This window comes from Nostoc sp. UHCC 0302, assembly GCF_038096175.1.
Classification (GTDB): Bacteria; Cyanobacteriota; Cyanobacteriia; order Cyanobacteriales; family Nostocaceae; genus UHCC-0302.
Window position 1 is genome coordinate 3,671,080 of record NZ_CP151099.1, and the last position, 24,156, is coordinate 3,695,235.

Genomic DNA, 24,156 nt, shown 5'->3' on the forward strand with positions numbered 1-24,156 from the left:
CTTAACTATTATTCTTACGCGATCGCGCCTTTTTAAGCAAGTTGGTGGCAGCAAACGTTGAAAAACCTCACTGGGAAATTGGGAGGACAGCGAGGTTCAAAGCTTTACTTACATCAGAATTCAGAAGGAAAACAGGCTTTCTAGGTATACACAAATAAATTAAAGCTTGTAGTTGCGCTTTAGCGCTAAAGCGCAACTACAAACTACAAAGCATCTTCAGTTTAATTATGTCTACTTACCTAACTTTGAGATCCATATTGTGTACTTCATCAACTTGAAATCTGCTGTACTTCACAGCTAAATAAAGTAGAAATTTTGTTGCATAGTTGCTACAAACTCTTGAGAGCCAAAAGACTTGTCCGAATTATGGGGAGTACTAATAAATAAGGAGTTACAAGTACATAACTCATAACTCCTGACTCATAACTCAGCACTGTTTACAGCGCACAACTCAAGTCGCCAGATTTTTGTGTAAAGCGGTGATTCTCTCGATAATCTACGGGACAATCTATCACCGCAGGCACATCTTGAGCGAGTGCTTCTTTGAGTACGGGAATCAAATCAACGGCAGATTCGACTCGGTAGCCTTTTAAACCCATGCTTTCGGCTAATTTGACAAAATCAGGATTGCCAAAATGTACAAAAGATGAGTTGCCTTTGCCAAACTGATTTTCTTGCTTCCACTCAATTAATCCGTAGCCACCATCATTAAAAATTAAGGTGACAAAAGGAGTTCCTACTCGCAAGGCGGTTTCTAATTCTTGGCAATTCATCATAAAGCCGCCATCGCCAGTTGCAGCAACGACTTTGCGGTCGGGATAAACAAGTTTTGCTGCTAAAGCACCAGGAATAGCAATACCCATTGCTGCAAAGCCATTAGAAATAATGCAAGTATTAGGACTATGGCAATGATAATGACGGGCAATCCACATTTTATGTGCGCCAACATCAGAAATGACGATATCATCTGGGCCCATCACTTGCCGCAAGTCATAAATTAACTTTTGTGGTTTGATAGGAAACCCGTCATCATGAGCGTGTTCTTCGTAATCAGCACGAATATTTTCTCGTAAGCTGATGGAATAAGGTTGAGGTTTAGCGTGGCGGTCTGCTAATTTTAATATTTCGTAGAGAGAATCAGAAATATCTCCTACTACTTCTGCGTAGGGAATATAACTACTATCAATTTCTGCTGGACTTAGCCCAATATGCACAATCGGAATTTTGCCGTCAGGATTCCATTTCTTCGGTGAAAATTCTATCAAATCATAGCCAATAGCAATTACTAAATCTGTGTTGTCAAAGCCGCAGGTAATGAAATCTTTTTGCTGTAATCCCACTGCCCATAAAGCTAATTGATGAGTGTAGGGAATTATGCCTTTACCCATGAAAGTATTGGCAACAGGAATATTCATGTTAGTGGCAAATTGCGTGACAGCATCACTGGCTTGAGCGCGAATTGCCCCATTTCCTACTAAGATTAATGGGTTCACTGCCTGGGAAATTGCCGCTGATGCTGCTCGAATACTCGCAAAAGAAGCATAGGTTTTTTCGATATTATGCTTATGCAAGGGTTTGCCTTCTACGGGCATGGCAGCAATATTTTCAGGTAAATCGATGTGAACTGCACCAGGTTTTTCGCTTTGCGATCGCTTAAATGCTTTCCGGACAACTTCTGGTGTAATACTTGGTCGCACAATCTGTTTATTCCACTTGGTCACAGGTGCAAACATGGCCACCAAATCTAAATATTGATGGGATTCAATGTGCATTCTATCGGTTCCCACTTGACCGGTAATCGCCACTAAAGGCGCACCATCAAGGTTAGCATCTGCTACCCCAGTCATCAAGTTTGTTGCCCCAGGCCCCAATGTAGAAAGACATACTCCCGCTTTTCCTGTGAGGCGTCCGTAGACATCCGCCATGAATGCTGCACCCTGTTCATGACGAGTGGTAATAAATTTAATGGAAGAATGTTTTAACGCTTCCAAAACGTGCAAGTTTTCTTCGCCAGGGAGTCCAAAAACGTATTGCACCCCTTCATTTTCCAAACACTGTACTAACAGTTCTGCCGTATTCATTTGATTTCCTAGCTAGTAATAAACAAGGTTGGGGATTGGGGACTGGGGATTGGGGACTGGGAACTGAATTCTTCCTAAGACCCCATTCTCAATAGTCCATTTTTAATATCCCGTTTTTAATACCCAATACCTAACCTCCGATACCCAACTCTTAATTCCTAGTACCTAGTACCCAATCCCCAGTACCCAGTACCCGATCACTTTACCCACACAGTTTTAACATTGACGAACTCATGTATTCCTTGGATACTTAGTTCTCTGCCATACCCAGAACGCTTGATGCCTCCAAAAGGTAAGCGGGGGTCGGATTTGACCATACCGTTGATAAATACCGCACCTGCTTCAATTTCTTCAACCAAGCGATCGCGTTCTTGGCCATTAGTTGTCCAAGCACTTGCACCCAAACCAAAGGGTGTGGCGTTAGCCAGTTTAATGGCAGCATCGATATCGGGAACACGGAATAATAATGCCACCGGGCCGAAGAATTCTTCTTTGGCAATTGCTGTGTCAGGCGGAATATCTATGATAATAGTTGGCGAATAAAAGTTCCCAGGACGATCTGATAAAGGATGTCCACCCGTGAGGACTTTTCCACCACTTTTTGTAGCAGTTTGCACTTGTTGGTCTAAATCCTGGAGAATGTCGGGGGTTGCCAATGGCCCTAAATCGGTGTCTGGTTGCATGGGATCGCCAATTTTTAGTGCCTCGAATTTTTCTAAAAACAGTTTTTCAAATTTGTCAGCGATCGCTTCTGCTACAATAAAACGTTTCGCTGCAATACAAGATTGCCCGTTATTTAACATTCGTGCTGTAGTAGCTGTGACAACTGCTGCCTCTAAATCAGCACTTGGTAACACAATAAACGGGTCACTTCCTCCTAATTCCAAAACGGTTTTTTTAAGTTGTTTTCCCGCAGCAGCGGCAAGGGATGCGCCTGCTGGTTCACTTCCTGTCAAGGTGGCAGCTTTTACTCGGTCATCGTTGATGACATCGGCAACTTTAGCAGCACCAATCAACAAAGTTTGAAACACACCTTTGGGAAAACCTGCTCTTTGGATAATTTCTTCAATTACCAAAGCACACTGCGGCACATTAGAAGCGTGTTTGAGTAAGCCGACATTTCCCGCCATCAGTGCAGGTGCAGCAAATCGAAATACTTGCCAGAAAGGAAAATTCCACGGCATGACTGCGAGAATTGCGCCCAATGGCTGGTATCTAACAAAACTATCACTACCATCGGTTTTTACATGGGCATCAGCCAAGAAATCGGCTGCATTTTCGGCATAGTAGCGACAGACGGCGGCACATTTTTCTACTTCTGCGATCGCTGCTTTCAAAGGCTTGCCCATTTCTAGAGTCATTAACTTGGCAAATTCTGCTTTGTCTTGCTCTAAAATATCCGCAGCTTTTTGTAGCCAGTGCGATCGCTCCGAGAAACTAGTTCTACGGTACTGCTCAAAAGTCTGAGCAGCCAAGTCGAGTTTAGCGAAAATTTCTGCATCATTCAGTGGCTCAAAAGTTTTGAGCGTTTCCCCAGTGGCAGGATTAATGGTGGCGATAGCCATTGCCTGACCTCCCGTTTAAAAATAGCTTGGGTAGGCTTCTTAGTGTTACACATATCTCTTGCGGAAGCCACCACCTACATTTTAGTCTTTTAGCCAAAAATTAGCTGCTTACTATTACATTTTTGCAATTAAAGTTGAATTAATATATACATTTTAATCGAGTATTTATACTTAAAAATTAGTCTTTTGTCCTTTTGTGTTAAAATGCCGTTTACGCTACTTCCATATTTGAGTAGATTTCTGATGTATTTATCTAGTCGAAAGGTGTCTGAAATCCGCCAAATTCTTTCAAGTAAGCAAGAATAGAAGTGCCATTTTCATCTTGAGAAACTTGGTTATTAAGCAGCAACTTAGCAACTCCTCCTTCACCACACAGATGTGCAGCTGCAAGAATTCCAGATGTCGTGATGACTACATTTCCTCGTCGTTGTCCTATGAATTCTTTAATAGAGCGTCCATTTAGTTGATTTTTAATCAGTCCCCACTTATATTGAAAAGCCTCTTGAATAGCCTTTTCTTGGACATTGTTTTTATTATTTAGAAAATCTTGCTTACTATTAATCATATTTTTTCCTTCCCATGTACCGCGCCAATAATTCTTATCTACACCATTTTCTCCACCAATATAAAGATTAGGAGTATCGTAATAACCAAGGTCTTTGAGTAAAGCTTCTCCAAATTGGTATTTACCTATAAAACCTAATTGGTTCTCAATATTATTAGGTGGATTTTGTTGTCCTGTTTCTCTTTGAGCAAGTGCTAAAAGAAAATCTTTGTAACTTCCCTGTAACTGAGGATTTTGATTTATTTTTAAAACATAATCACTGTTTTGCAAGGTGCTAGCAGCGTAGCTGTATTCATGTGATAAAAAGAACGTATCTAAAAACAAACCTAGTATTACTAAAATTACAAAATGTTTACTAGTTGTTTTTATGAATAATTTGATTTCTAGTAATAGAACTAAAATATTAAGTGGAGAAATCATAATATGAAGTTAGTCTGGAGAGATTTTCAACTATTTGTATTTTGTCGTTACTTCCTATTTGGTAAAGGAACAAAGCAAAGACCAGCATGAGAAAGAGAAGACAGAAAACACTGAGGTAGTAAAACAAGTGAAAGAATTAAACTACAAATAAAAAAGGCAATCTCTTGCGTTTCAGGATTTAACAGGAAAAGAATAAAAACTAAATTAACAAAAAATAATACGAACATAAATATTAACTTTTTAGAAAAACCAGTTATTAAAACTGATGTTTGAGCCGCTTTCCATTTAGAATTTTCTTTAAAAAAAGGTGAGTCTTGCCAAAGAGATGGATCTTTTTGATTTATACCTTGATTTTCATTACTAATTCCACGAGTTCCCCAAGAACGATTATCTATATTTGCGAAGGTATACAAAGTAATTAATGGAGAAAGTCCACAAAAGAATCGATAGAGAATCAATCCTGAAAATAGTTTCAACCAATCCTTTGGGCGAGAAAACTTGAATATAATATACACTTCAAAAATAAGCCTAAAAATAATTAAAAACAATATCATATAATTAATTAAGTTTTTATCAATATCTTCTTCCATAAATTTTATAATTCCGCCAAGCATCCCATAGTATAAAGCAAAAGTCAAAACTAAAAAATTAAACATTATCCACAAATAAGTTCGTTTTAGTGAGCTATTCATAACTGAAAAACTGAAAATTACTGAATATAACCAAACTCCGATAGCAATGCAAATCGGCGGAAAGAAATTATTAAAAAACTGTCCTTGTGATACAATTACAGAGATTGTACCAATACTTAGAAAACAATAAACAAATTGAAAAAATGTAATTATCCACTGAATTAATCCCCAATTTAATGGTTTAGCAAGAGAATGTTTATGAAAAAAAAGTAATTCTATTTGATTGTAGAATGTTGACTGAAACCATCGTTTCTGTTGTATAATATAAGAACTAACTTTATCTGGAATAAATGTTTTAGCATTCGCATCTGGAACATATCTTATATTGTATCCTCTACTAAGTAAAAGTGTAGTTAAGTAACGATCTTCTCCAAGCTCAAGACAGTTAATTGCCTTAATATCGTCATTTTTGGGTATTTGAGAAAATGCAACTAAACACTCTCTAAATGCAGAATATTTAATTAATGAAAAAGCTCCAGGAAGGCAAGTACATTTAGCAAAAAAGTTATCGAATTGTTTTTCAACAATATGTCCATAGAAATAAATATAATATTGTTGAATGAGAATAATAATGTTATTTAAATAGAGGTTTTCAATTTGTAGATATCCAGTAGCGCCTGCACAATTACCATCGATGTCTAAAGTGTTAATCAGGCGTTGGATATATTTACCACGGCTTGTTGTATCACAGTCTATAAAAAGAAGATAACGTGGAAATTTATTAGTTAATAGGCTAACTTTTTCCACAATCATGTTAAACAACAGAATGCTATACCGTTTACCACTGATTAAATTATCTCCTTTAATGTAAAGCGAGTAAGGAATATCTTCTATAAATCCATGAAAAATCCGACAACCATCTTCTTTAACACAATTGAAATTACTACCTTGATCTTGAATTGGAATTTTTAGGAGTTTTTTATAGGCTTTTAAGGTGGGAGTGTCTGGTGCGTTATCTCTTTGCCTATCGAGTAAGATAAATATATGTATTCGCTTTCTTAAACTTAGAGATGGCATACTGGATCTTTTAAATGTGTTCAGAGAAAGTGCAACTTCTTCCTCACTTTCATTGCAGGCTGTAATACAGCAGAAAATATCTCTATCTTTATATTTTTCCATTGGAGAAACGAGGAATAATAACTTCAACACTTCGTCCGACATAGCAATATTCTTGGTAATTGCTATCTTGTGGCCATTCTACAGAGATTTGTAAAGCAACTTGACGCTTAGGTAATTCTTTTTTGTTAATAGCTACATCTTCGCCTGGAGATATCCGTCCAATACCTGCTCGAATTGCTTCAATTCGTCCTTGCAATATTTTTTTATTAGAATCTAAAAGCTTGATTTTTACAGGGGATTTAGGATGAATCTGAGCAACATTATCTTCTGAAAAAAGTGCTTCGACCCAGCGCTTTTTACAATCAACAATTGCTAATATTGGACTGTTTACTTCCATATATTCATGAGGTTGGGCAATAACAGACCATATAGCTCCATCTATAGGAGATTGTATACTTGCAAAGGCACTGACTTGTATTTGCTTTTTGATTTGTATAAGTTCATTCTTGAGTGATTGAATTTCAGCCTCTATACTAGATATCTGCTGCTCAAAGTTGATTTTTTGAGTTAGCACCTGTTGCTTATGGATAATCAATTGTTGCTGTTGCCCTTCAGTATCTTCGATTCTTGCTAGATAATTGATTTGCTCTGACGATAATCTGTATTTACTAGCATCAAGTTCTACAACTGTTTGTTGATACTCTTCATAAGCTTTATCAGCTTCTTTTTTACTCTGGTTAGCTATTGACTGAAGTTTCTCATAATTATTAAATGCTATTGCTCCTTGTTCTGCTAGCTTTTCAAATCGTTGAGCCTCTTTCTGGGCGCTTATCTTTCCCTCGAGTTTTATTTTAAATTCAGCATCAGCTTGATTAACTCTTCGTTTTAATCGTTTAATCTCAAAATCGGTTTTCTTATTGTCTAACCTCTGTTGCTGACTCAGTTTTCGCTTTAGAATAGCAGTCTGAATATCAATTTGTTCTATCAGGTTTTGATAGTTTTTTAGCTGTTCTCTTAAACTCTCTAATTCTCTTTGAGATTTTGATAATTGACTCTCAACTTCTTCACGCTTGAGTATTAAAGAATCTGTTCTCGGATTATTAATACTACCTATTCTTTCTTTTCTGCTTACTGATTGTCCTGATTGATAATCATTTAAAATAAGTTCTCCTGGTATAGGAGCGCGAATATAAATTAATTTTCCATTAATATTAGCTTTCGTACTTTGGATAAAAAGGATGTATGGCGCTAACATAGCTAAACCTAAGCTAATCAAAGCTACAAATAAAAAAATAGCTAAAATATTTTCAAAAAACTTTACTTTAAACTTATTTTTTATTTCCATTCTCCTCATCCTCTGCCCATAATTAGACTGCATTTTTACTAGACAGTAGTCACAGTGCATCTACAAATTTAGCCAAATGGGCTTTAAATTATTGTTATTGTCGTGAAGCGGCGTTTTTGGTGTGTAGTGATCTAGGAATTTAAAGACTAAAACACAGGCGTTCAAGATAACCGCCTGTGGTATTGTTATGAATAATGATTCTAAACTTCAGTTGAATCAACTGCCTTACTCTTGGAACACCAAGTGTTGAACTTATCACTATGAAGGCGAAAGCAGTCAATACCTAATATAGGTGAGGACGCATCATCAAGTGTACGACTGAAGTGCAAGTGTATCGTAAATATTATTTACCCAAATAAATAATATTTACGATACACTGCTTCAAAATATGTTCAAGCGTTGTAACTAACTATTAAGGTTATACAGTACCTAATGTACCTGGCACTCCACCAGGGAATAAAGTAGCTACTGTACCTGGCAATCCAGCAGGTAATAAAGTATTTGATGTACCTTGGATTGCCTGAGATGCAGCATTTATAATAGGTACGATATCAGTTCCTCCAACAATGGATTCCATCTCGTCATCAGATAATTCCTCGAAATCAGCATTAGGATATTGCAAATTAACAACTTTGTTTTCTGCCATAAGTCCTCGTTTAGATGTGAATGAAGAATGATTTGTTTGGAATGAAATCAGTTGAATATTTAAGTTGTCGAACTAAAGTCTTTGTTTGCTCATTTACTATACAACCATACATCAAGTTACAACCTAATAACAATGTATTCAATACCTTATACCAAACATCCTACTTTTCCCACTTTTCCCACTTTTTTCTTTGAAATCAATATTTTTACATAAATGGCAATAATATAGGTAAGCGCAGTTTCCCACTTATTCAAAGGTTTTAGTACTTTGAATAATAGGAGAGTAAGTAAATAGTTATCATGTATTGGAAATTAGAAAAATTTCCAAATTATAAACCTTAAAATTATTGTTTTTTAAGACCTGATTAAATAAGTGGATGGGTTTAACACGCTATAGCAAGTGGCGTTTAAGAGTCAACAGTTAAGGTTTTTTGGACATTTTACTCTTGACCAGAGGTGGAGTGTCTCTGGTTTCGCTCTGGACGGCTTTGGCTGAAAAAATATGACACTTGCATAAATCCTATTTACTTTATAAATGACCTATAACAAATGCCTAATAATTAATAAATACTGTCTCTTGCTGCAATTGCGTCTGATAAATCTTCACTAAGCGGTCAATACCTTTAAAGCGATGCTCCCCCATTTCCTCGAAGTCAATGGGTTGTGAAAGCATTTTATAAGTGACTTCGCTAATCACGCATTCGCTAGGAGGACAAACCGCTTCCATTCGAGCAGCAAGATTAATCGTAGCGCCTAATGCCGTATAGTCTACCCTTTGGGAACTACCAACATCTCCCACTACGGCTTTACCACTGTTAATCGCAATACGTAATTGTAGAGGTTCCTGCCAAAAACCATTGGCATTGAGACGTTGCAGACGAGCTAACATTCCCTTAGCAGCATTGACGGCGCGATCAGCGTGATCTGGTTGGGGTTCTGGAGCGCCAAAAAATGCCATAATACAATCGCCAATATACTTATCTAAAGTGCCGCCATAGGCGAACACTTCTTGTAGCATCTCTTCAAATAAATTATTTAATAATAGAGCGATCGCAGTTGGCGTTAATTGTTCAGAAATTGCTGTAAAGCCAACCAAATCCGCGAACAAAATGCTAATTTCAGTCTCGATGGGAGCTAAACGACCATCTGGTAACCCGCCTACTGCTATCAACTGCTGTACAACAGCTGGAGAATGATAGCGTTCTAGTCGATGACGAATTACCTCTTCAGTTTTGAGTTTCTCTACCAGTAGCCAACGTTGCACACTAGAAGCTACAAGGTTTGCTAAGGCCGAAAAAAAGCTAAGTTCTTCTTCGCCTTCATTTGCCCAATGGTAAGAAGAAAGATTAGCATCAGCATAAAGAACGCCCACGACTTTATTTTCATCCCATAAAGGAACTGCCATTGCACTGCGAATGCCTTTGGCCAAAATACTGTGTTCTCCTGAAAATCGTTCATCCTTTAAAGTGTCTGCTGTTTGAATGACAACTTTTTCCTCAAATACTTTTTGACAGATACTGCGACTAATCCAACTACCATCAGCTGAAAGGTTTTTCTGTTGGGAAATATTTCTCGTAGCAGCATTCACTAATTCCAGGTTGCCGGAACCAGTAACATCAATTAATAATGCTAAACGGTCAATGCTATCAAGGTAACGAAAAACAACTTGTTGCACTTGTGAGAAAATCTCTTGTATGGATGCCGCAGCACAAAGATTTTTGGCTATATCCACTAAGTCTTTAAGACGAGCAATAGTTTTGTCTTTACTACTGATGTTGCCATTCTTACTATCAGCTTCAATCCATTGCTGTTGTAATTGTTCGACGTTGCGAAGAATTGTTTTTTGTTCAGTATTTTCTGTAATTGGGACATACGTAGACTTTAACTGTACAGCAGGAGTTGCCAGCAGCACTACTAGCCCAACATTACCTAACCAAATTACATCGCCATGATCTAAATTGTGAGGACAGTTTATAAGCTGTTGATTTACTTGCGTCCCGTTTTTACTACCCAAATCCTCAATAATCCATACTTCATCAGCCGTTTTCACAAGACGGGCATGGTGGCGGGAAACTCCCGGAAAAGGTAAATATAAGTCACATTCCGGCAAACGACCTATTGTGAATATATCTTGTTTCACTGCGATCGTTTTCTCCGTATCTCCCTCTTGTAGCTGTAGCGTGAGTTCAGTCATGAGTGTGATATATCCATCCTGGAAGCTGGGGCGCAAGCAAGTTTAAAGTAAGGTGTACGCCAAAGGTTACCCCTTCACCTTTTCTTTATGACACTGTTAACTGCATTCCGACAACTGTATGTAGTAAATATTACTTACAATCTGTAGATAGATATTCAACAAGCAATACCAGGGTAAAGAAAGGTAGGTAACTATGACAATCTACGCTCTATTTTGGGTAAACAGCTAGCATAGATGCTAAAACAGCAAAACTCAATCTTAGGTTATGCAGTGCTTTTCCTAACCTAATCTGAAGAATAATTCTTCCAGTATGTAAAAAGTATATTACCTGTTCTTCATAAGAACTTTATAAATTCTTCATGACTGAATGATCATAATTCTCTCGAAATAAATAATATAAAAAAGCATTGATATTGCGTTTAGTTCAAGATTGAGTTTTAGCATCTATTATCGGTAATTAATAATTGAAAATCAGCTAATTATTTTCAAGTAATATAAATAACTTTTTACGCAATGAGTTATAGATATTACCTGTTATAAAGTTTACGGATGCAAGCATGAATCGATACAATATTTCTCTTCAAGTATTTAATTTACTGAGCTTCATTTTTAGCATTTTAGTAGTGTTATTAGCTACGCTTTATCCATTTAATTTTTCAGTACCAAATGAGTTTTTCCTACCAGAGCTTTTTGCTAGTTTCAACAACACCAGTTATTTTCAAGACCAAGTAAATAATGTTTTACTGTTTATACCTTTAGGTTTTAGTTTTACCAGTCTTTTACAAAGATTTAGGATAAAACTATTACTCCAAATTCTCTTGGTTATCTTGGTAGGTGCTGGCTTATCATTGACAGTCGAATTCTTACAAATATTCCTACCTTCTAGAATGCCAACTCCAGCAGATATTATGAACAATAGTGTTGGTGGCTTTTTCGGGTTTGTTTGCTTTTATCTATGGAATATTCAATCTTTGAATAATACCATAAATTGTCTAGGCTTTAGTAAGTCTAGACGTCCAATTAAACAAATAACAGTATTTTTTCTGGTTTACATATTTCTAACAGTTCTGATTTCTTTATTCTGGCAAAGTACGACAAATTTGAGCAATTGGGACGTAAATTACCCACTAATAATTGGTAATGAGCGGACAGGAAATAGACCGTGGGAAGGATATGTGTCTGAGGTTTATATTGCTGATCGCGCTATATCGATAAATGAAGTAGCACAAGGATTAACAGACTCAAGTTACTTGAATAAGCTTGGTGATTCTCTGCTAGCTAATTATCAATTTAAAGGTAAATGTTGTTATCAAGATAAAACTGGAAAACTTTCAGAACTGTTGTGGCAAGGAAAGCCGTCAGATAGAACAGAAGATAAAGGTGTTTTTTTGGATTCTAGTCATTGGCTACAAACAGCTACTCCTGTTACTTCTCTCAGCGAAAGAATCAGTAAAACATCTGAATTCACGCTCAGCACTATCATTGCAACTGCCAATATAAATCAGATTGGCCCTGCTCGTATTCTCTCAGTTTCTGGCGATTCTCAGCGTCGTAATTGGACGTTGAGTCAACAAGGCAATGGCTTAGATTTTCGCTTACGAACGCCAATTACTGGAGAAAACGGTACAGAGTTAAAACTGAATATACCGAATATTTTTATCGACACTAATCCCCATCACATAGTCATTACTTATTCTAGAGCGACTATTCTTATCTATGTAGACAAATTACAAAATTATTACTCTTTTAATTTACTAGAATTAATACCAAAAAAGCAGAAGTTATTTTACTATGCACTAACTTTTATACCGCTAGGAACAGCCCTGGCTATACTAACTCTTTTAGCAGAAAGAAGATTGCAATTTTCTAAGTTATTAGTTTTTGGCGGAATTTTAATACCTTCTTTGATACTTGAAGGTATTTTAATAAGTGATAGCGGCAAGCATCTCAGTGTGAAAAACCTGTTAATAGGAATAGGATTTACAGCAGGAACTCTCTTGATTTTGAGAGTACGCGCTGCTCAATTTAAAAGGTCAATTTAATTATTTTTTCTTTTCTATTATGGGTTCTCAATTTGGTGGTAAATCTAAAGTAATTTCGCCTAATAAACCTTTGCGAAAATCTGTTAGAAGTTGCCTTGCTGCTCGTTCTACATCACCTTTATAACGATGCTCTGCTAAAGCCTGTAAATATGCATCTCCGCTGTCAGATATGGCATCGAGTTCGTAGCGATTTACTAATGGTTTCTTGGGTAATAAATCAGGAGCTACAGCTTCGAGATAGTTCAATAAATCTACTAAAGCCGCTGCTACAAGTTGATTATCATAAGATGCTTCGCCAATATCATCACAAATGGCTAACTTTAACGCTGCTTCTTGATCCTCTAACCTTGTAGGAATGACACCAGGAGCATCTAGCAATTGCAACTGTTCAGAAATTCGCACCCAACGCAATTGGCGAGTTACCCCCGCACGCGCTGCACTTTCCACGACTCGTTTTCCTAAAAGACGATTTATTAAAGCTGATTTACCAACATTCGGAAAACCAATCACCACGGCACGGACTGGACGAGGTAACATACCCCGATCGCGTCTTCTTTGATTTAGGGCTACTCCAGCGGCTTGCGCTGCCTGTGCTACTGCTGCTATACCTTTACCATGTTGAGCATTGGTAAAATAGGGTACTTCTCCTTGGCTTTTAAACCAATCTTGCCATAGCGATCGCATTTGCGGCGTCATCATATCTATTCGGTTAATTACCAAGACTCGCTCTTTACTTCCCACCCACTCTTTTATTTGTGGATGGTGTGTTGTCAAAGGAATCCGTCCGTCTCGGACTTCTAACACCACATCTACGCGCTTGAGCTGTTCTTTGAGATTTTTTTCAGCTTTGGCAATGTGACCGGGATACCATTGAATCTGGTTTAATTTATAGTTTTGTGTTATTGTCATTTGTGATTTTTCCTTTGTTATTTGTCATTACTAATGACTTCGTATAATAGCTTGATGTAAAATCAGGCGATTGCCATCGGGATCATAGGCGTAAATTTCTCTGCCGTGGGAAGCGATGGAAATCTCTCCCGGTGGTGCGTAGCCTAAAGATGTTAGGTGAGCGATCGCATTTTCTAATTTACTCACCTCTAAACACAAACTTATCCTACTTTTAGCACTTGTTTCAAATTCAAATTCGTGTGCTTTTTTGGGTTGAAAAATACCTAAGCGCAATCCAGTTAAATGAAACTCAGCATAGACATTCGGAATGAAATTAGCTGGTTTTTCACCCAATAGCTTGGTATAGAAATTTACTAAATTATCAAAATTAATTGATGCTATAGTAGCGATCGCCTCTGTATATTGCAAAACCATATTTAAGCAACACTGATTCTCTCCACACCAGTGTAGACATTAAACCGTTGTCCGCGCAGAAATCCTATTAAGGTAATACCGAATTCCTTGGCTACAGACACCGCCAAACTGCTGGGAGCAGAAACAGAACAGACAACGGGAACTCCAGCAGTTGTAGACTTTTGCAAAATTTCAAAACTAGAACGTCCACTGACCATGACAATATGATTACTTAAAGGCAATTCGTCACTGAGCAAAGCTGAACCAATTAATTTATCCAAAGCATTGTGACGCCCTACATCTTCCCACAAATTTAACAGCTGTCCTTTAACATCGAAGACAGCCGCAGCGTGCAAACCTCCCGTAGCTGTGAAAATACCTTGAGCGGCTCGGAGCTGATCTGGTAAGCTATAAATAGTCTCAGGCGTTACTAATATACCTGGGGTAATTACGGTGCAACCACGTAGATGTAAATCCTCAAGGCTCGCTTTGCCACAAACTCCACAGGCGCTACTAGTATAAAAGTGACGCTCCAAAGGCTGTAAATCTGGAATCAATCCCTCTCTGAGTTCTACATTCACAATGTTGTAGCGTTGCTCACCATCCACTGACTCATCCATACAGTAGCTGATACGTCGGATATCTTCCCTACAGCTAATAACTCCTTCACTGTAAAGGAAACCAGCAGCTAGTTGAAAATCTGCTCCTGGTGTCCGCATGGTGACAGCTACCGTCTTTTGGTGAGGAAGGAGGCGAATTTCTAGGGGTTCTTCAGTAGTAATTTGGTCTAAACGAGGACGTATTTTACCTGTTTCCACCACCCAGACAGTGGCTTTGGTTTTACTTGCAGTTGGTATTGTCATAGTTGTCAGGGTTGGTGAGTTGAAAATTTGATACTAATCTGGAAACAGAATAACTACTTTGTGCAGTTTAGACATAAAGTTAGGTTGACGTTGGGGAAGTAAAATGAACCTAAAGTTTTTGACTTTAAGCAAAGTTTTATTCGTAATAATCTTTGTAATGTCTCTTGGTTTTATAGGATACTGGGTGAGCAATAGAATTAGTCAAAAAGTAATAGGAAAATCTATTGCTAAGCAAGTAATATTAACCTCGATCGCAAAAAAAAGTTCTCAACTCCAGTCACTTTTAGATGAGGTAGTCGCAGAACAGAAAATCCCTGGTGCAGTAATGTACATTTCTACGCCTAAAGGCCATTGGCTGGCTGCATCTGGTGTCAATAATTTAGCGACCAAAACACCTATGAAACCTACAGATGGTTTTTCTATTGCCAGTATGAGCAAAACCTTTGTGGCGGTGGTTGTGCTGAAATTAGTGGAACAGGGGAAAATAGAATTAGATCAAGCGATCGCTACTTACTTACCAAGAGATATCAGTCCTCATATTATTAACAGCGATAAAATTACAGTTCGTCAACTACTCAATAATACCAGTGGTGTTGCTGAATACTTGGCAACACCGGAGTTCATCCAGGCTACAGCTAAAAGAAGTCGTTCACAGCCTTGGACAGCAAGAGAGGCAATTCAGTATATGTATGATGAAGAACCGCAAGCAAGTCCAGGTGACAAATTTATTTATACTGATAGCAACTACATTCTCTTGGAACTGATTGTAGAGAATATCACCAGAGGAAGTCTTGCACAAGGTATCCGCAGTCAAATTTTAGAACCATTAGGTTTGAACCATACCTTTACTGAATTGCGCGAACCAGTAATTGGAGAAGTGGCTACAGGTTATGGCGATCGCCACAAAAATGGTAATCTACATAGTTACGCCAAGGTCAATGATGGCAATGGTTTAGGAGATGGTGGATTAGTTTCAACGGCAGAGGATTTAACCAAGTTCGCCACAGCTTTATTTGCTAAAAGAACTTTACTCTCCCCGAAGATGATGAGAGAAATGCTGAAATTTACAAATAATGGCGAAGGCTATAGCTATGGGTTGGGTGTGGAACGTTTTGCATCGCCTTTGGCAAAATCATTTGGCCATAGTGGTATAGCCTATGGCTTTACAACATTGCTGACATATTTACCCAATCAAGACACTATCATAGTAGTGCTGCTAAATGCTCAGAATGCTGATATTAAATCAATAGCTATAGCAGGTTTAGAAGTTGCTTATCAAAAATGATATTAATGCGTAAGTAACTTGCTTACAGCTTGTATAGTAGACATTATAATGCCACCTTATTCTTATAAATTTTCTGGATCAATATTCAATTCTCGCAATTTTGCTGCTAAACGTTCAGCACGTTGTGTTTCTTGTTCAGCGAATTCTTCAGGTGTAGGAATTAACTGTGCTTCGGCAGTAAAATAGCGCAATTTATTTTCATGAACACCCAAATACAAACTTAGTTGCTGACTCCACAATAATCCTTGAGGATTAGGTTCTATAGGTTGATAAGTCCCACCTATTAAGATAAACCCAGCAAATTCTAAATTATTTGGATCAAACCAGAAATATTCTGGTGTGCGAAAGATATCTTGAAAAATTTGTTTTTTTAAGCCTTTGTCAGTTGATGCTGTAGAATTCGAGAGCAGCTCTACAATTATGTTGGGATATTTTCCATCTTCTTCCCAAACAACCCAACTTTTGCGAACTTTGCGTTCACATCCCAGCACGACAAAAAAATCTGGGCCTCGGAATTCTTCTGACCTCCGCTGGTGTGGACTGTAGAAAATAGTCAGATTACCCGCAGCGTAAAAGTCGTTGCGGTTTCGCCACCACAATTCTAAAGATTGTAATAGCAGAATTATTTGGCGTAGATGTAATTCACTTTCCAAAGGCGGTTCGTCACTATATAAATCCCCTGGAGGAAATATTACATCATCTGGGAAGTCAAAATCTTTAGCGGCGGACATGGCTGCAAGTTTTGAATTGATATAAATTTACGGTAGCAGTTGTTTGAATATCTAGGTTTGTTTTTCCAGACGGACTATTGCGTTATAGTCTGGGACACCTTCAAGCGATCGCTTACTTTTATCTAATAGCACATTACCTTCTGGCCAATGTACTTGTAAGTTACCTGATTGAATGGGTGCGATATAAACTAGCCCTTGTAACTCACCCAATTGATTTTTAAGAATTACCTTATCGCCATCTTTTAATCCTAACTTTGCTGCATCAGAAAGATTCATTAGCACCGCTTCTCGTACTGCCCCAGTAATTGCATCCTTGCGTTCCTGCACCATACTATTAAACTGTTTACCGCGGCGGGTTGCTAGTAAAAAACAGCCTTCTGGTAACTCTATCTGTGGTGGCAATAATACCCCAAAGTGTGCCTTACCATCCGCTGTTGCAAAGTTCCAGCCAAAGCATAAATGTGACCCACCATACTGAAACTGATCACCAGCTTGCTGCAAATGTTGAATACCAGCGTATTGTGGGACAACTTGGGCAATTTCTTGACGCATCGCAGCAGTATTAGCAAAAGCTAGCTTGTCTGCTAAATCTGGTCGTACACGTTTTGCCAATTCCAAAAACACTTCCCATTCTGGACGCGCTTCCCCAATGCGAGGGCCGGGAATTTCGGGGCTAAAAATTACCCGGCGTTCAGTGTTAGTTTCTGTGACTCCTCCTGGTATTTCATAGCGAGTAGTAGCAGGTAAAAGCACTACAGTGTCAGCTGGTTCTACTAACATTTGGCTAGACAAGACAATATCCATATGTACCCGCAACGGTATCTGCTTCAGCGCACCTTCCACATAATCTGGTTCTGGCAGCACTTCTAGGAAATTTCCACCTACGGAGAACAACACATCTAATTGTCCTTGATGTGCCGCATCAATCATTTCGGGAGCAATTAAACCTTTACTTGCAGGTACTTCAAAACCCCAATGCTGGCTTAATTGAGCAGCATGCTCTGATGTAATAGGCTTACCACCAGGAAATACTGTGGCGTAACATCCCATCTCAGCACCACCTTGCACCCCGGAGTGACCGCGAATTGGCATTAAACCGCAGCCTTCCCGACCAACAAACCCTTTTGTAAGAGCTAGGTTAATGATACTCCGGACATTATCTTCGCCACACTCATGCTGAGTAATGCCCATACTCCAAACAAATACAGCTTTGTTGGCTTCCCCAACCATTTTGGCAAAGGCGTACATTTCCTCGCGAGAAGCACCAGAAAGTCTTTCTAACTCTTCCCAAGACTGATTTTCTAGTGAGGCTTTTAGTTCTGCAAAGCCAGCAGTATAACGGTCAATAAATGACTCATCTACCCAGTTGTTGGCAATTATATGTTTAATTGTGCCATTCAAAAATGCGATATCTCCATTCATGTTGACCAAGAAGAAATCTTCGGCAAACTTAGTTCCAAAAATGGCACTTTCCACAATTGAGGGAACCCAGTAGCGTTCCATTCCAGGTTCGCGGTAAGTATTAATTACTACAATCTTAGTGCCAGCTTTCTTTGCGTAATGGAGATATTTGACGGTAACAGGCTGATTGTTGGCAACGTTAGAGCCAATGAACACTAATAAATCCGTACCAATCCAGTCTTTATAAGAACAAGTGGTGGCCCCTGCGCCGAGAGCAGCCTTTAGTCCTGCTGTACTGGGAGAATGGCAGATACGCGCAGCGTTATCAATATTATTACTTCCCATCGCCCGCACAGCTTTTTGAGTTGCGTAGTACGTTTCGTTAACAGTGCCGCGACTGGTAACGTAGAAGCTAAGACGGTCTGGTGTAGTAGCGCGGATGCGGTGAGCAATTACCTCTAAAGCTTCATCCCAGGTTACACGATGAAAACCTTTTTCTCCTCGTTGACGCAGCATTGGATAGGGAAGCCTTCCCAAGTCGCGTAATTGGGAACTTTTTTGCTTTTGTAACTGCGAAACATCTGCTAGCAGCATAGGGTCAAAAGCTGACATGGTATTCATCTGCAACAGCCGCAACCGGACATTGCAGAGATGGATGCCATCTAGTGTCCAATCTTTCATCCCGGTTGTTCCGAGGGCGCAACCATCACAGACACCCTTGTTGAGGATATTCCATGCATAGGGCAGCTTGTCACGAGACAGCCAGATAGCGCGAAATACTTCCCAATAGTTGTTGGGGTACTGTTCACCAATGCCAAAGGGCTTCCAACTTGCCCAATGCTGAGGTGTCCAGTGCTTTTTGGGTTTAGGTAACATGGCGCAGTGTGTGGGTTACTGAATTCTTCAAGGCTACCGTTTTGAGTAGGATTTGAGTAGCAGGCTGTTAAAAATCCACACAGAGCAGATAAAACTGTGAAAACTAATTTATTGACATTGCTGAGTAAAGGTATGAATTTGTATCACGCAGAGGAGCCACTGCGTTGCGCGGGTTTCCAAGACACTCCGTTGGACGGCTTTGCCGGCTTGAAGGAAGTGCCGCCGCGTTGTAGCAAGTAGCGTCGCGCAGAGGTACAGAGAATATGAGTTTGAGAGATTGAGAGATTGAATTTTTGACTTTCATACTCAAATTCAGCAATGCTAATTTATTCTCACATAATATGGCTTGGTGCGATCGCTCAATCAGAAACTGTGTATTTTTTTGACTAATAAATAGCGAATTAAATAAATTTCTCAAATTCACCAACGAAAATACATCTTAGTAGTTCAAAAGAGTGGTTGCTTGAGTCCCTTTCCTCAACCAAATTTACCCATTAATATCGGTTTGTGTTTTTAATCTCATTTCTTCGAGACTAAAATAAACTGACAAAAACTAATAAACATTTTAGAGATACTACTTCTTTTTATTTATATCTATTAGATGATACTCATATACTTTATTTATGATTTTGCTTATAAATATTCAGTAAATTTTAACATTTAACAGTAAATTTTCAGTAAAGATACTCCTCTATATTCTATCTCTTGAGAGATGTAATAATCCATTCTTGAGAAAGAGCCGTTCACAAGAGTGTTGGAGTTATTCTAAAAGAAATTCAAGCAACAAGTAGCAAAAATAAGACTACAACATAGCTAAGAATTTTTGTTCTATGAAAGCTACAAATTTTAAAAGCTTTCAATTTTTACCTTACTTTATTAACACCCATGACTAACAAAAACGATTACCCAAACTATAACCGCGAAGTTCGAGAAGAGTCTTACATAGACCCAAACGGACAAATAAAAACTAACGTGAAACAAACAGAAGAAACGGTTAATAACAGCTTTGTTGAGCCTAAATCTAATTCTTACAGGAATGGTTATGTTGATGCTCAAGAAGATTTAGTAACTCGCGATAATAACAATAGCGCCAGCGGGTTATTAATGGGCTTGCTGTTCGCCTCCTTATTAGGCTTAGTTGGTGGTGTTATCTTCTTCCTCAACCAACGCAACGATACACCAACTCCAGTTGCACCTGCAATAGTAGTTCCGCAAAAATCAGAGGCGCAGCAAGCTCCTCAAAAACAAACCACTATTATTGAAAGAACTAAAGAAGTTGCTGTTCCAGTTCCACAGCAGCAAGTTCCTGCACCTCAACCATCCACGCCTGTACCACAACAAGACATTAATATTTCTATTCCTAATCCTGCGCCAGTACCGCTGACGAAGCAACAAGCGCCTTCACAACCTCAAACTCCTAAAGAATCCGAAAATCAGAGTAATAAAACTTCTCCTCAAGAGACAAACAGCGATACTACCTCTACTTCTGCTCAAGATAAATCAACTCAAACTGATGCAACATCAGGCAGTAGTTCAGGAAGTGCTGGTACTGGTAGTACTGAAAATTCGGCTCCAAAATAGTCAGAATAAGTTGACTAACTTAGCTCTAAGTTAGCAATCCTCTCCAAATCAAGGAGAGGATTTTTTTATTTTGAAGTTTTCAGGAATTTAATATTGAGTAATTCATACTAAATTTTCATACAAATTGTTTTTTAACTGCTGAACTTTAATAATTCTATTATTTAAATTGTTTTTTATATTAACAGCAATTAATTTTAGTAATTAATCCTACTAAAGTAGTATAATTGAAATTATTTAAATTAATAAGTGATAGTCAGCATAAAAGAAAGGTTAAGATAAGGATTTCCAATCGTTAATTTACATATCCGCAAGTTATTAATAGTAAAAATGCTATCTTAATAGGCGAAGGTCATCTGCTATAGTTTTTGAGGGATAAAGCTATGACTTCTACGCTATCTGCGCCAAATTCTATCGAGTCCTTGTTAGGGAAAGAGGCAGAAGACTTGCTCACCTACAAGGCAAAAGTTTCTCAGGATTTACTACATTTGCCGGGGCCAGACTTTGTTGATCGAGTCTGGTTGAATAGCGATCGCAATCCCCAAGTATTACGCAATCTCCAGTTACTGTACTCTACTGGTCGCCTTGCGAATACTGGCTATCTGTCGATTTTACCAGTAGACCAAGGCATTGAACACTCAGCCGCTGCATCTTTTGCACCCAATCCGATTTACTTTGATCCAGAAAATATTGTCAAGTTAGCGATCGCATCTGGTTGCAACGCTGTAGCTACAACTTTGGGAGTATTGGGTAGCGTATCCCGTAAATATGCCCACAAAATCCCCTTTATTGCCAAACTCAATCACAACGAACTGCTGACTGTCCCCAATCAATTTGATCAGGTATTGTTTGCTGATGCTGAACAAGCTTGGAATTTGGGTGCAGCAGCAGTAGGCGCGACAATTTATTTTGGTTCAGAGCAATCTGCTAGACAAATTCATGAAATTAGCCAAGCTTTTAAACGCGCCCATGAACTCGGCTTAGCCACTATTCTCTGGTGTTATCTACGTAACAACGCTTTTAAACAAGATAAAGATTACCATCTTGCCGCCGACCTCACCGGACAGGCAAATCATTTGGGTGTGACGATTGAAGCCGACATCATTAAACAAAAGTTACCCGAAAATAACAATGGTTACGGAGCAGTTGCTAAAGCAATTGGTAAAAGTTACGGCAAAACAGATGAAAGAGTTTATACAGACTTGACTAGTGATCACCCAATTGATTTGACTCGTTACCAAGTGCTGAATTGCTACGCTGGACGTGCGGGGCTGATTAACTCCGGTGGGGCGACTGGTAAAAATGACTTCGCAGAAGCAGTTCGCACCGCTGTAATTAACAAACGCGCTGGTGGTACAGGCTTAATTTCTGGACGCAAAACCTTCCAACGCCCCTTTGAAGAAGGAGTAAAACTGTTTCACGCCATTCAGGATGTTTATTTGTCGTCAGATGTAACGATAGCGTAGAGTGGGTGGGGAGTAGGGAGTAGGGAGTAGAGAAGTGGGGGAATGAGGAAATAAATTCTTTTTTGTTATCCCCAATCCCCACTCCCCAATCCCTTTTATATATAAGTAACCAGTCTAGAGGAAGACGTTAGCTCATTGGTAGTTTCCTAACATTCAGGTGTTTCCCAAAGAGTTAGGAGATTTTCCTGATGTTGGAAATCCAGAGAAAAATTAATCAATTGGGTCGCAAAATTGCAATAGTAATGCTGGCTGCTTTAGTCTGGGTAATTAGCTTACCTGCTAACTCAGTTCATGCAGACGGTTATTTTGCAGAAAAAGAGCGCAAGACAGAATCGTCTAAGCCTTATTATTCTGCCAAAGACCGCAGGACAGAACGAACTGCTCCTGACAGACCTTACTATGCTAATAAAGAACGTCCAAGGAATAGAACAACTGCTCGTGATTCTATCGACGATCGCAGGCGAGTAGACGCAAAAGACTATGATCGTACTGGAGCTGAAAGAGATTTAGGCCGAGATAGATCAGTTAGAAGGGATTTAGATTAAGTCCAACGGATATGGAGACGTGAGGGATCACGTCTCTACAAACTAAGCAGTAGAGTTTATTTGCTTACTCTTGTCTCGTGGCTAAATTACCGAATTTTTTTACCAACCGCTTTCGCGTTAGCGTCTGTCTGCGACACGCTGCGCGAACGTAGAGAAGAACGCTAAGCAAGAAAAGAACTAATCTTATAGCAGGAAGAAAGTAGGTTATCTATTGCTTATTAGCTAAGGAATTTAGAAAAGGTAAATCTTGGTAGAGATTCTGGGATATCCTAAAATAAGTGAAAGATTTGCCGAATAAGTAAGAATGAAGCTGGCAGCAAGAGTAAGTCAGGTAACACCTTCTTTAACCTTAGCGATCGCAGCCAAGGCTAAGGCACTGAAGGCAGAAGGAATAGATGTTTGTAGTTTTAGCGCCGGAGAACCAGATTTTGATACTCCAGCCCACATCAAAGCCGCAGCAGCGAAAGCTTTGGATGAAGGCAAAACCAAGTATGGTGCAGCATCTGGAGAGCCAAAGTTAAGGGAAGCGATCGCCCACAAGCTTAAAACTGATAACAATCTTGATTACAAAGCAGAAAATGTCATCGTCACTAATGGCGGTAAGCATTCTCTCTACAACTTGATGGTGGCGCTGATTGATCCGGGTGATGAAGTCATTATCCCTGCTCCCTATTGGCTAAGTTATCCCGAAATGGTGACCTTAGTCGGTGGAGTACCAGTGATTGTGCATACAGATGCAACGACTGGTTATAAAATCACCCCCGAACAACTCCGCAAAGCCATCACCCCCAGAACAAAGTTATTTATCCTCAACTCCCCATCGAATCCCACAGGGATGGTTTACACGCCAGAGGAAATTAAAGCACTGGCGCAGGTAGTAGTTGATGCAGATATCTTAGTTGTCTCTGACGAGATTTACGAGAAGATTCTCTACGACGGTGCAGAACATATCAGCATCGGTTCACTAGGGAAGGAAATTTTTGACCGGACTTTGATTAGTAACGGCTTTGCCAAAGCTTACTCCATGACAGGGTGGCGACTGGGCTATTTAGCAGGGCCAGTGGAAATTATCAAAGCCGCAAGTACCATCCAAGGACACAGTACATCGAATGTGTGTACCTTTGCTCAATATGGGGCGATCGCCGCGCTACAAGGTTCACAAGACTGCGTAGAAGAAATGCGCCAAGCCTTCGCCAAACGCCGACAGGTAATGTTAGACAGACTCAACGCCATTCCCGGATTGAGTACCGCAAAACCAGACGGTGCATTTTATCTATTTCCTGACATCAGCAAAACAGGTTTAAAATCTCTAAAATTTTGTGACGCCTTGCTTGAAGAACAACAAGTTGCCGTCATTCCTGGAATTGCCTTTGGTGCTGATGACAATATTCGCCTATCCTACGCCACCGATTTGCCAACAATTGAAAAAGGAATGGATAGGTTAGAGAAATTTGTCAAGTCACGTATTTAGATTTGGGAGATAAGAGACAGGAGAAAAGAA

At 39.0% G+C, this 24,156-nt stretch carries 18 protein-coding genes; 6 read left to right on the plus strand and 12 right to left on the minus strand.

The genetic code is table 11. From position 1 onward, the window contains the following. Positions 1-437: 437 nt before the first annotated feature. From WKK05_RS15905 to WKK05_RS15935, 7 genes are all read right to left on the minus strand, one after another. Positions 438-2,081, minus strand: coding sequence for an acetolactate synthase large subunit (locus WKK05_RS15905; protein ID WP_341530576.1), 1,644 nt, complete (start codon positions 2,079-2,081; stop codon positions 438-440). Positions 2,082-2,278: 197 nt separating this feature from the next. After that, positions 2,279-3,646 carry an NAD-dependent succinate-semialdehyde dehydrogenase gene (locus WKK05_RS15910; protein WP_341530577.1) on the minus strand — a complete coding sequence of 456 codons (1,368 nt, stop codon included), beginning with the start codon at positions 3,644-3,646 and terminating at the stop codon, positions 2,279-2,281. A gap of 253 nt (positions 3,647-3,899) precedes the next feature. Next, a complete protein-coding gene (locus tag WKK05_RS15915; RefSeq protein ID WP_341530578.1) occupies positions 3,900-4,631 on the minus strand; it encodes a hypothetical protein in 732 nt (243 codons plus the stop codon). Between the two features lie 47 nt (positions 4,632-4,678). Continuing rightward, positions 4,679-6,484, minus strand: a complete 1,806-nt coding sequence (locus WKK05_RS15920) for a glycosyltransferase family 2 protein (RefSeq protein WP_341530579.1) — start codon at positions 6,482-6,484, stop codon at positions 4,679-4,681. Continuing rightward, positions 6,429-7,727, minus strand: a complete 1,299-nt coding sequence (locus WKK05_RS15925; RefSeq protein WP_341530580.1) for an HlyD family efflux transporter periplasmic adaptor subunit — start codon at positions 7,725-7,727, stop codon at positions 6,429-6,431. The genes WKK05_RS15920 and WKK05_RS15925 overlap by 56 nt, the downstream gene beginning before the upstream one ends. Positions 7,728-8,145: 418 nt before the next feature. Continuing rightward, positions 8,146-8,373: a bacteriocin gene (locus WKK05_RS15930; protein WP_341530581.1), complete on the minus strand. Its 228-nt coding sequence runs from the start codon at positions 8,371-8,373 to the stop codon at positions 8,146-8,148. A gap of 552 nt (positions 8,374-8,925) precedes the next feature. Beyond that, complete coding sequence (locus WKK05_RS15935) at positions 8,926-10,566, minus strand: adenylate/guanylate cyclase domain-containing protein (protein WP_341530582.1); 1,641 nt, start codon at positions 10,564-10,566, stop codon at positions 8,926-8,928. Positions 10,567-11,123: 557 nt separating this feature from the next. On the opposite strand from WKK05_RS15935, the gene WKK05_RS15940 reads away from it, so the two are divergent. Beyond that, on the plus strand, positions 11,124-12,608 hold the full coding sequence (locus tag WKK05_RS15940; protein WP_341530583.1) for a VanZ family protein: 1,485 nt from the start codon (positions 11,124-11,126) through the stop codon (positions 12,606-12,608). A 27-nt stretch (positions 12,609-12,635) separates the two neighbouring features. Here WKK05_RS15940 and ylqF read toward each other — a convergent pair whose 3' ends face one another. Genes ylqF through fdhD form a run of 3 tightly spaced genes read right to left on the minus strand, consistent with a single transcriptional unit; the run spans position 12,636 to position 14,773 of the window. Next, on the minus strand, positions 12,636-13,517 hold the full coding sequence (ylqF, locus tag WKK05_RS15945; RefSeq protein WP_341530584.1) for a ribosome biogenesis GTPase YlqF: 882 nt from the start codon (positions 13,515-13,517) through the stop codon (positions 12,636-12,638). A 30-nt stretch (positions 13,518-13,547) separates the two neighbouring features. Then, positions 13,548-13,931, minus strand: a complete 384-nt coding sequence (locus tag WKK05_RS15950; protein ID WP_341530585.1) for a VOC family protein — start codon at positions 13,929-13,931, stop codon at positions 13,548-13,550. Positions 13,932-13,933: 2 nt separating this feature from the next. After that, positions 13,934-14,773, minus strand: a complete 840-nt coding sequence (gene fdhD, locus WKK05_RS15955; RefSeq protein ID WP_341530586.1) for a formate dehydrogenase accessory sulfurtransferase FdhD — start codon at positions 14,771-14,773, stop codon at positions 13,934-13,936. Between the two features lie 184 nt (positions 14,774-14,957). On the opposite strand from fdhD, the gene WKK05_RS15960 reads away from it, so the two are divergent. Next, positions 14,958-16,058, plus strand: coding sequence for a serine hydrolase domain-containing protein (locus WKK05_RS15960; protein WP_341530587.1), 1,101 nt, complete (start codon positions 14,958-14,960; stop codon positions 16,056-16,058). Positions 16,059-16,120: 62 nt separating this feature from the next. Here WKK05_RS15960 and WKK05_RS15965 read toward each other — a convergent pair whose 3' ends face one another. Next, positions 16,121-16,789, minus strand: coding sequence for a Uma2 family endonuclease (locus WKK05_RS15965; RefSeq protein ID WP_341530588.1), 669 nt, complete (start codon positions 16,787-16,789; stop codon positions 16,121-16,123). 51 nt (positions 16,790-16,840) lie between these two features. Next, positions 16,841-19,066 (minus strand): FdhF/YdeP family oxidoreductase, encoded by a 2,226-nt coding sequence (locus WKK05_RS15970; protein WP_341530589.1) that lies wholly within the window; start codon positions 19,064-19,066, stop codon positions 16,841-16,843. Positions 19,067-19,951: 885 nt separating this feature from the next. Between WKK05_RS15970 and WKK05_RS15975 the strand changes: the two genes are divergently transcribed. From WKK05_RS15975 to WKK05_RS15990, 4 genes are all read left to right on the plus strand, one after another. Then, complete coding sequence (locus WKK05_RS15975) at positions 19,952-20,647, plus strand: hypothetical protein (protein ID WP_341530590.1); 696 nt, start codon at positions 19,952-19,954, stop codon at positions 20,645-20,647. Positions 20,648-21,027: 380 nt separating this feature from the next. Continuing rightward, a complete protein-coding gene (locus WKK05_RS15980; RefSeq protein ID WP_341530591.1) occupies positions 21,028-22,110 on the plus strand; it encodes a class I fructose-bisphosphate aldolase in 1,083 nt (360 codons plus the stop codon). Between the two features lie 188 nt (positions 22,111-22,298). After that, positions 22,299-22,655, plus strand: a complete 357-nt coding sequence (locus WKK05_RS15985) for a hypothetical protein (RefSeq protein ID WP_341530592.1) — start codon at positions 22,299-22,301, stop codon at positions 22,653-22,655. A gap of 304 nt (positions 22,656-22,959) precedes the next feature. Then, positions 22,960-24,126: a pyridoxal phosphate-dependent aminotransferase gene (locus tag WKK05_RS15990; RefSeq protein ID WP_341530593.1), complete on the plus strand. Its 1,167-nt coding sequence runs from the start codon at positions 22,960-22,962 to the stop codon at positions 24,124-24,126. Positions 24,127-24,156: the final 30 nt, after the last annotated feature.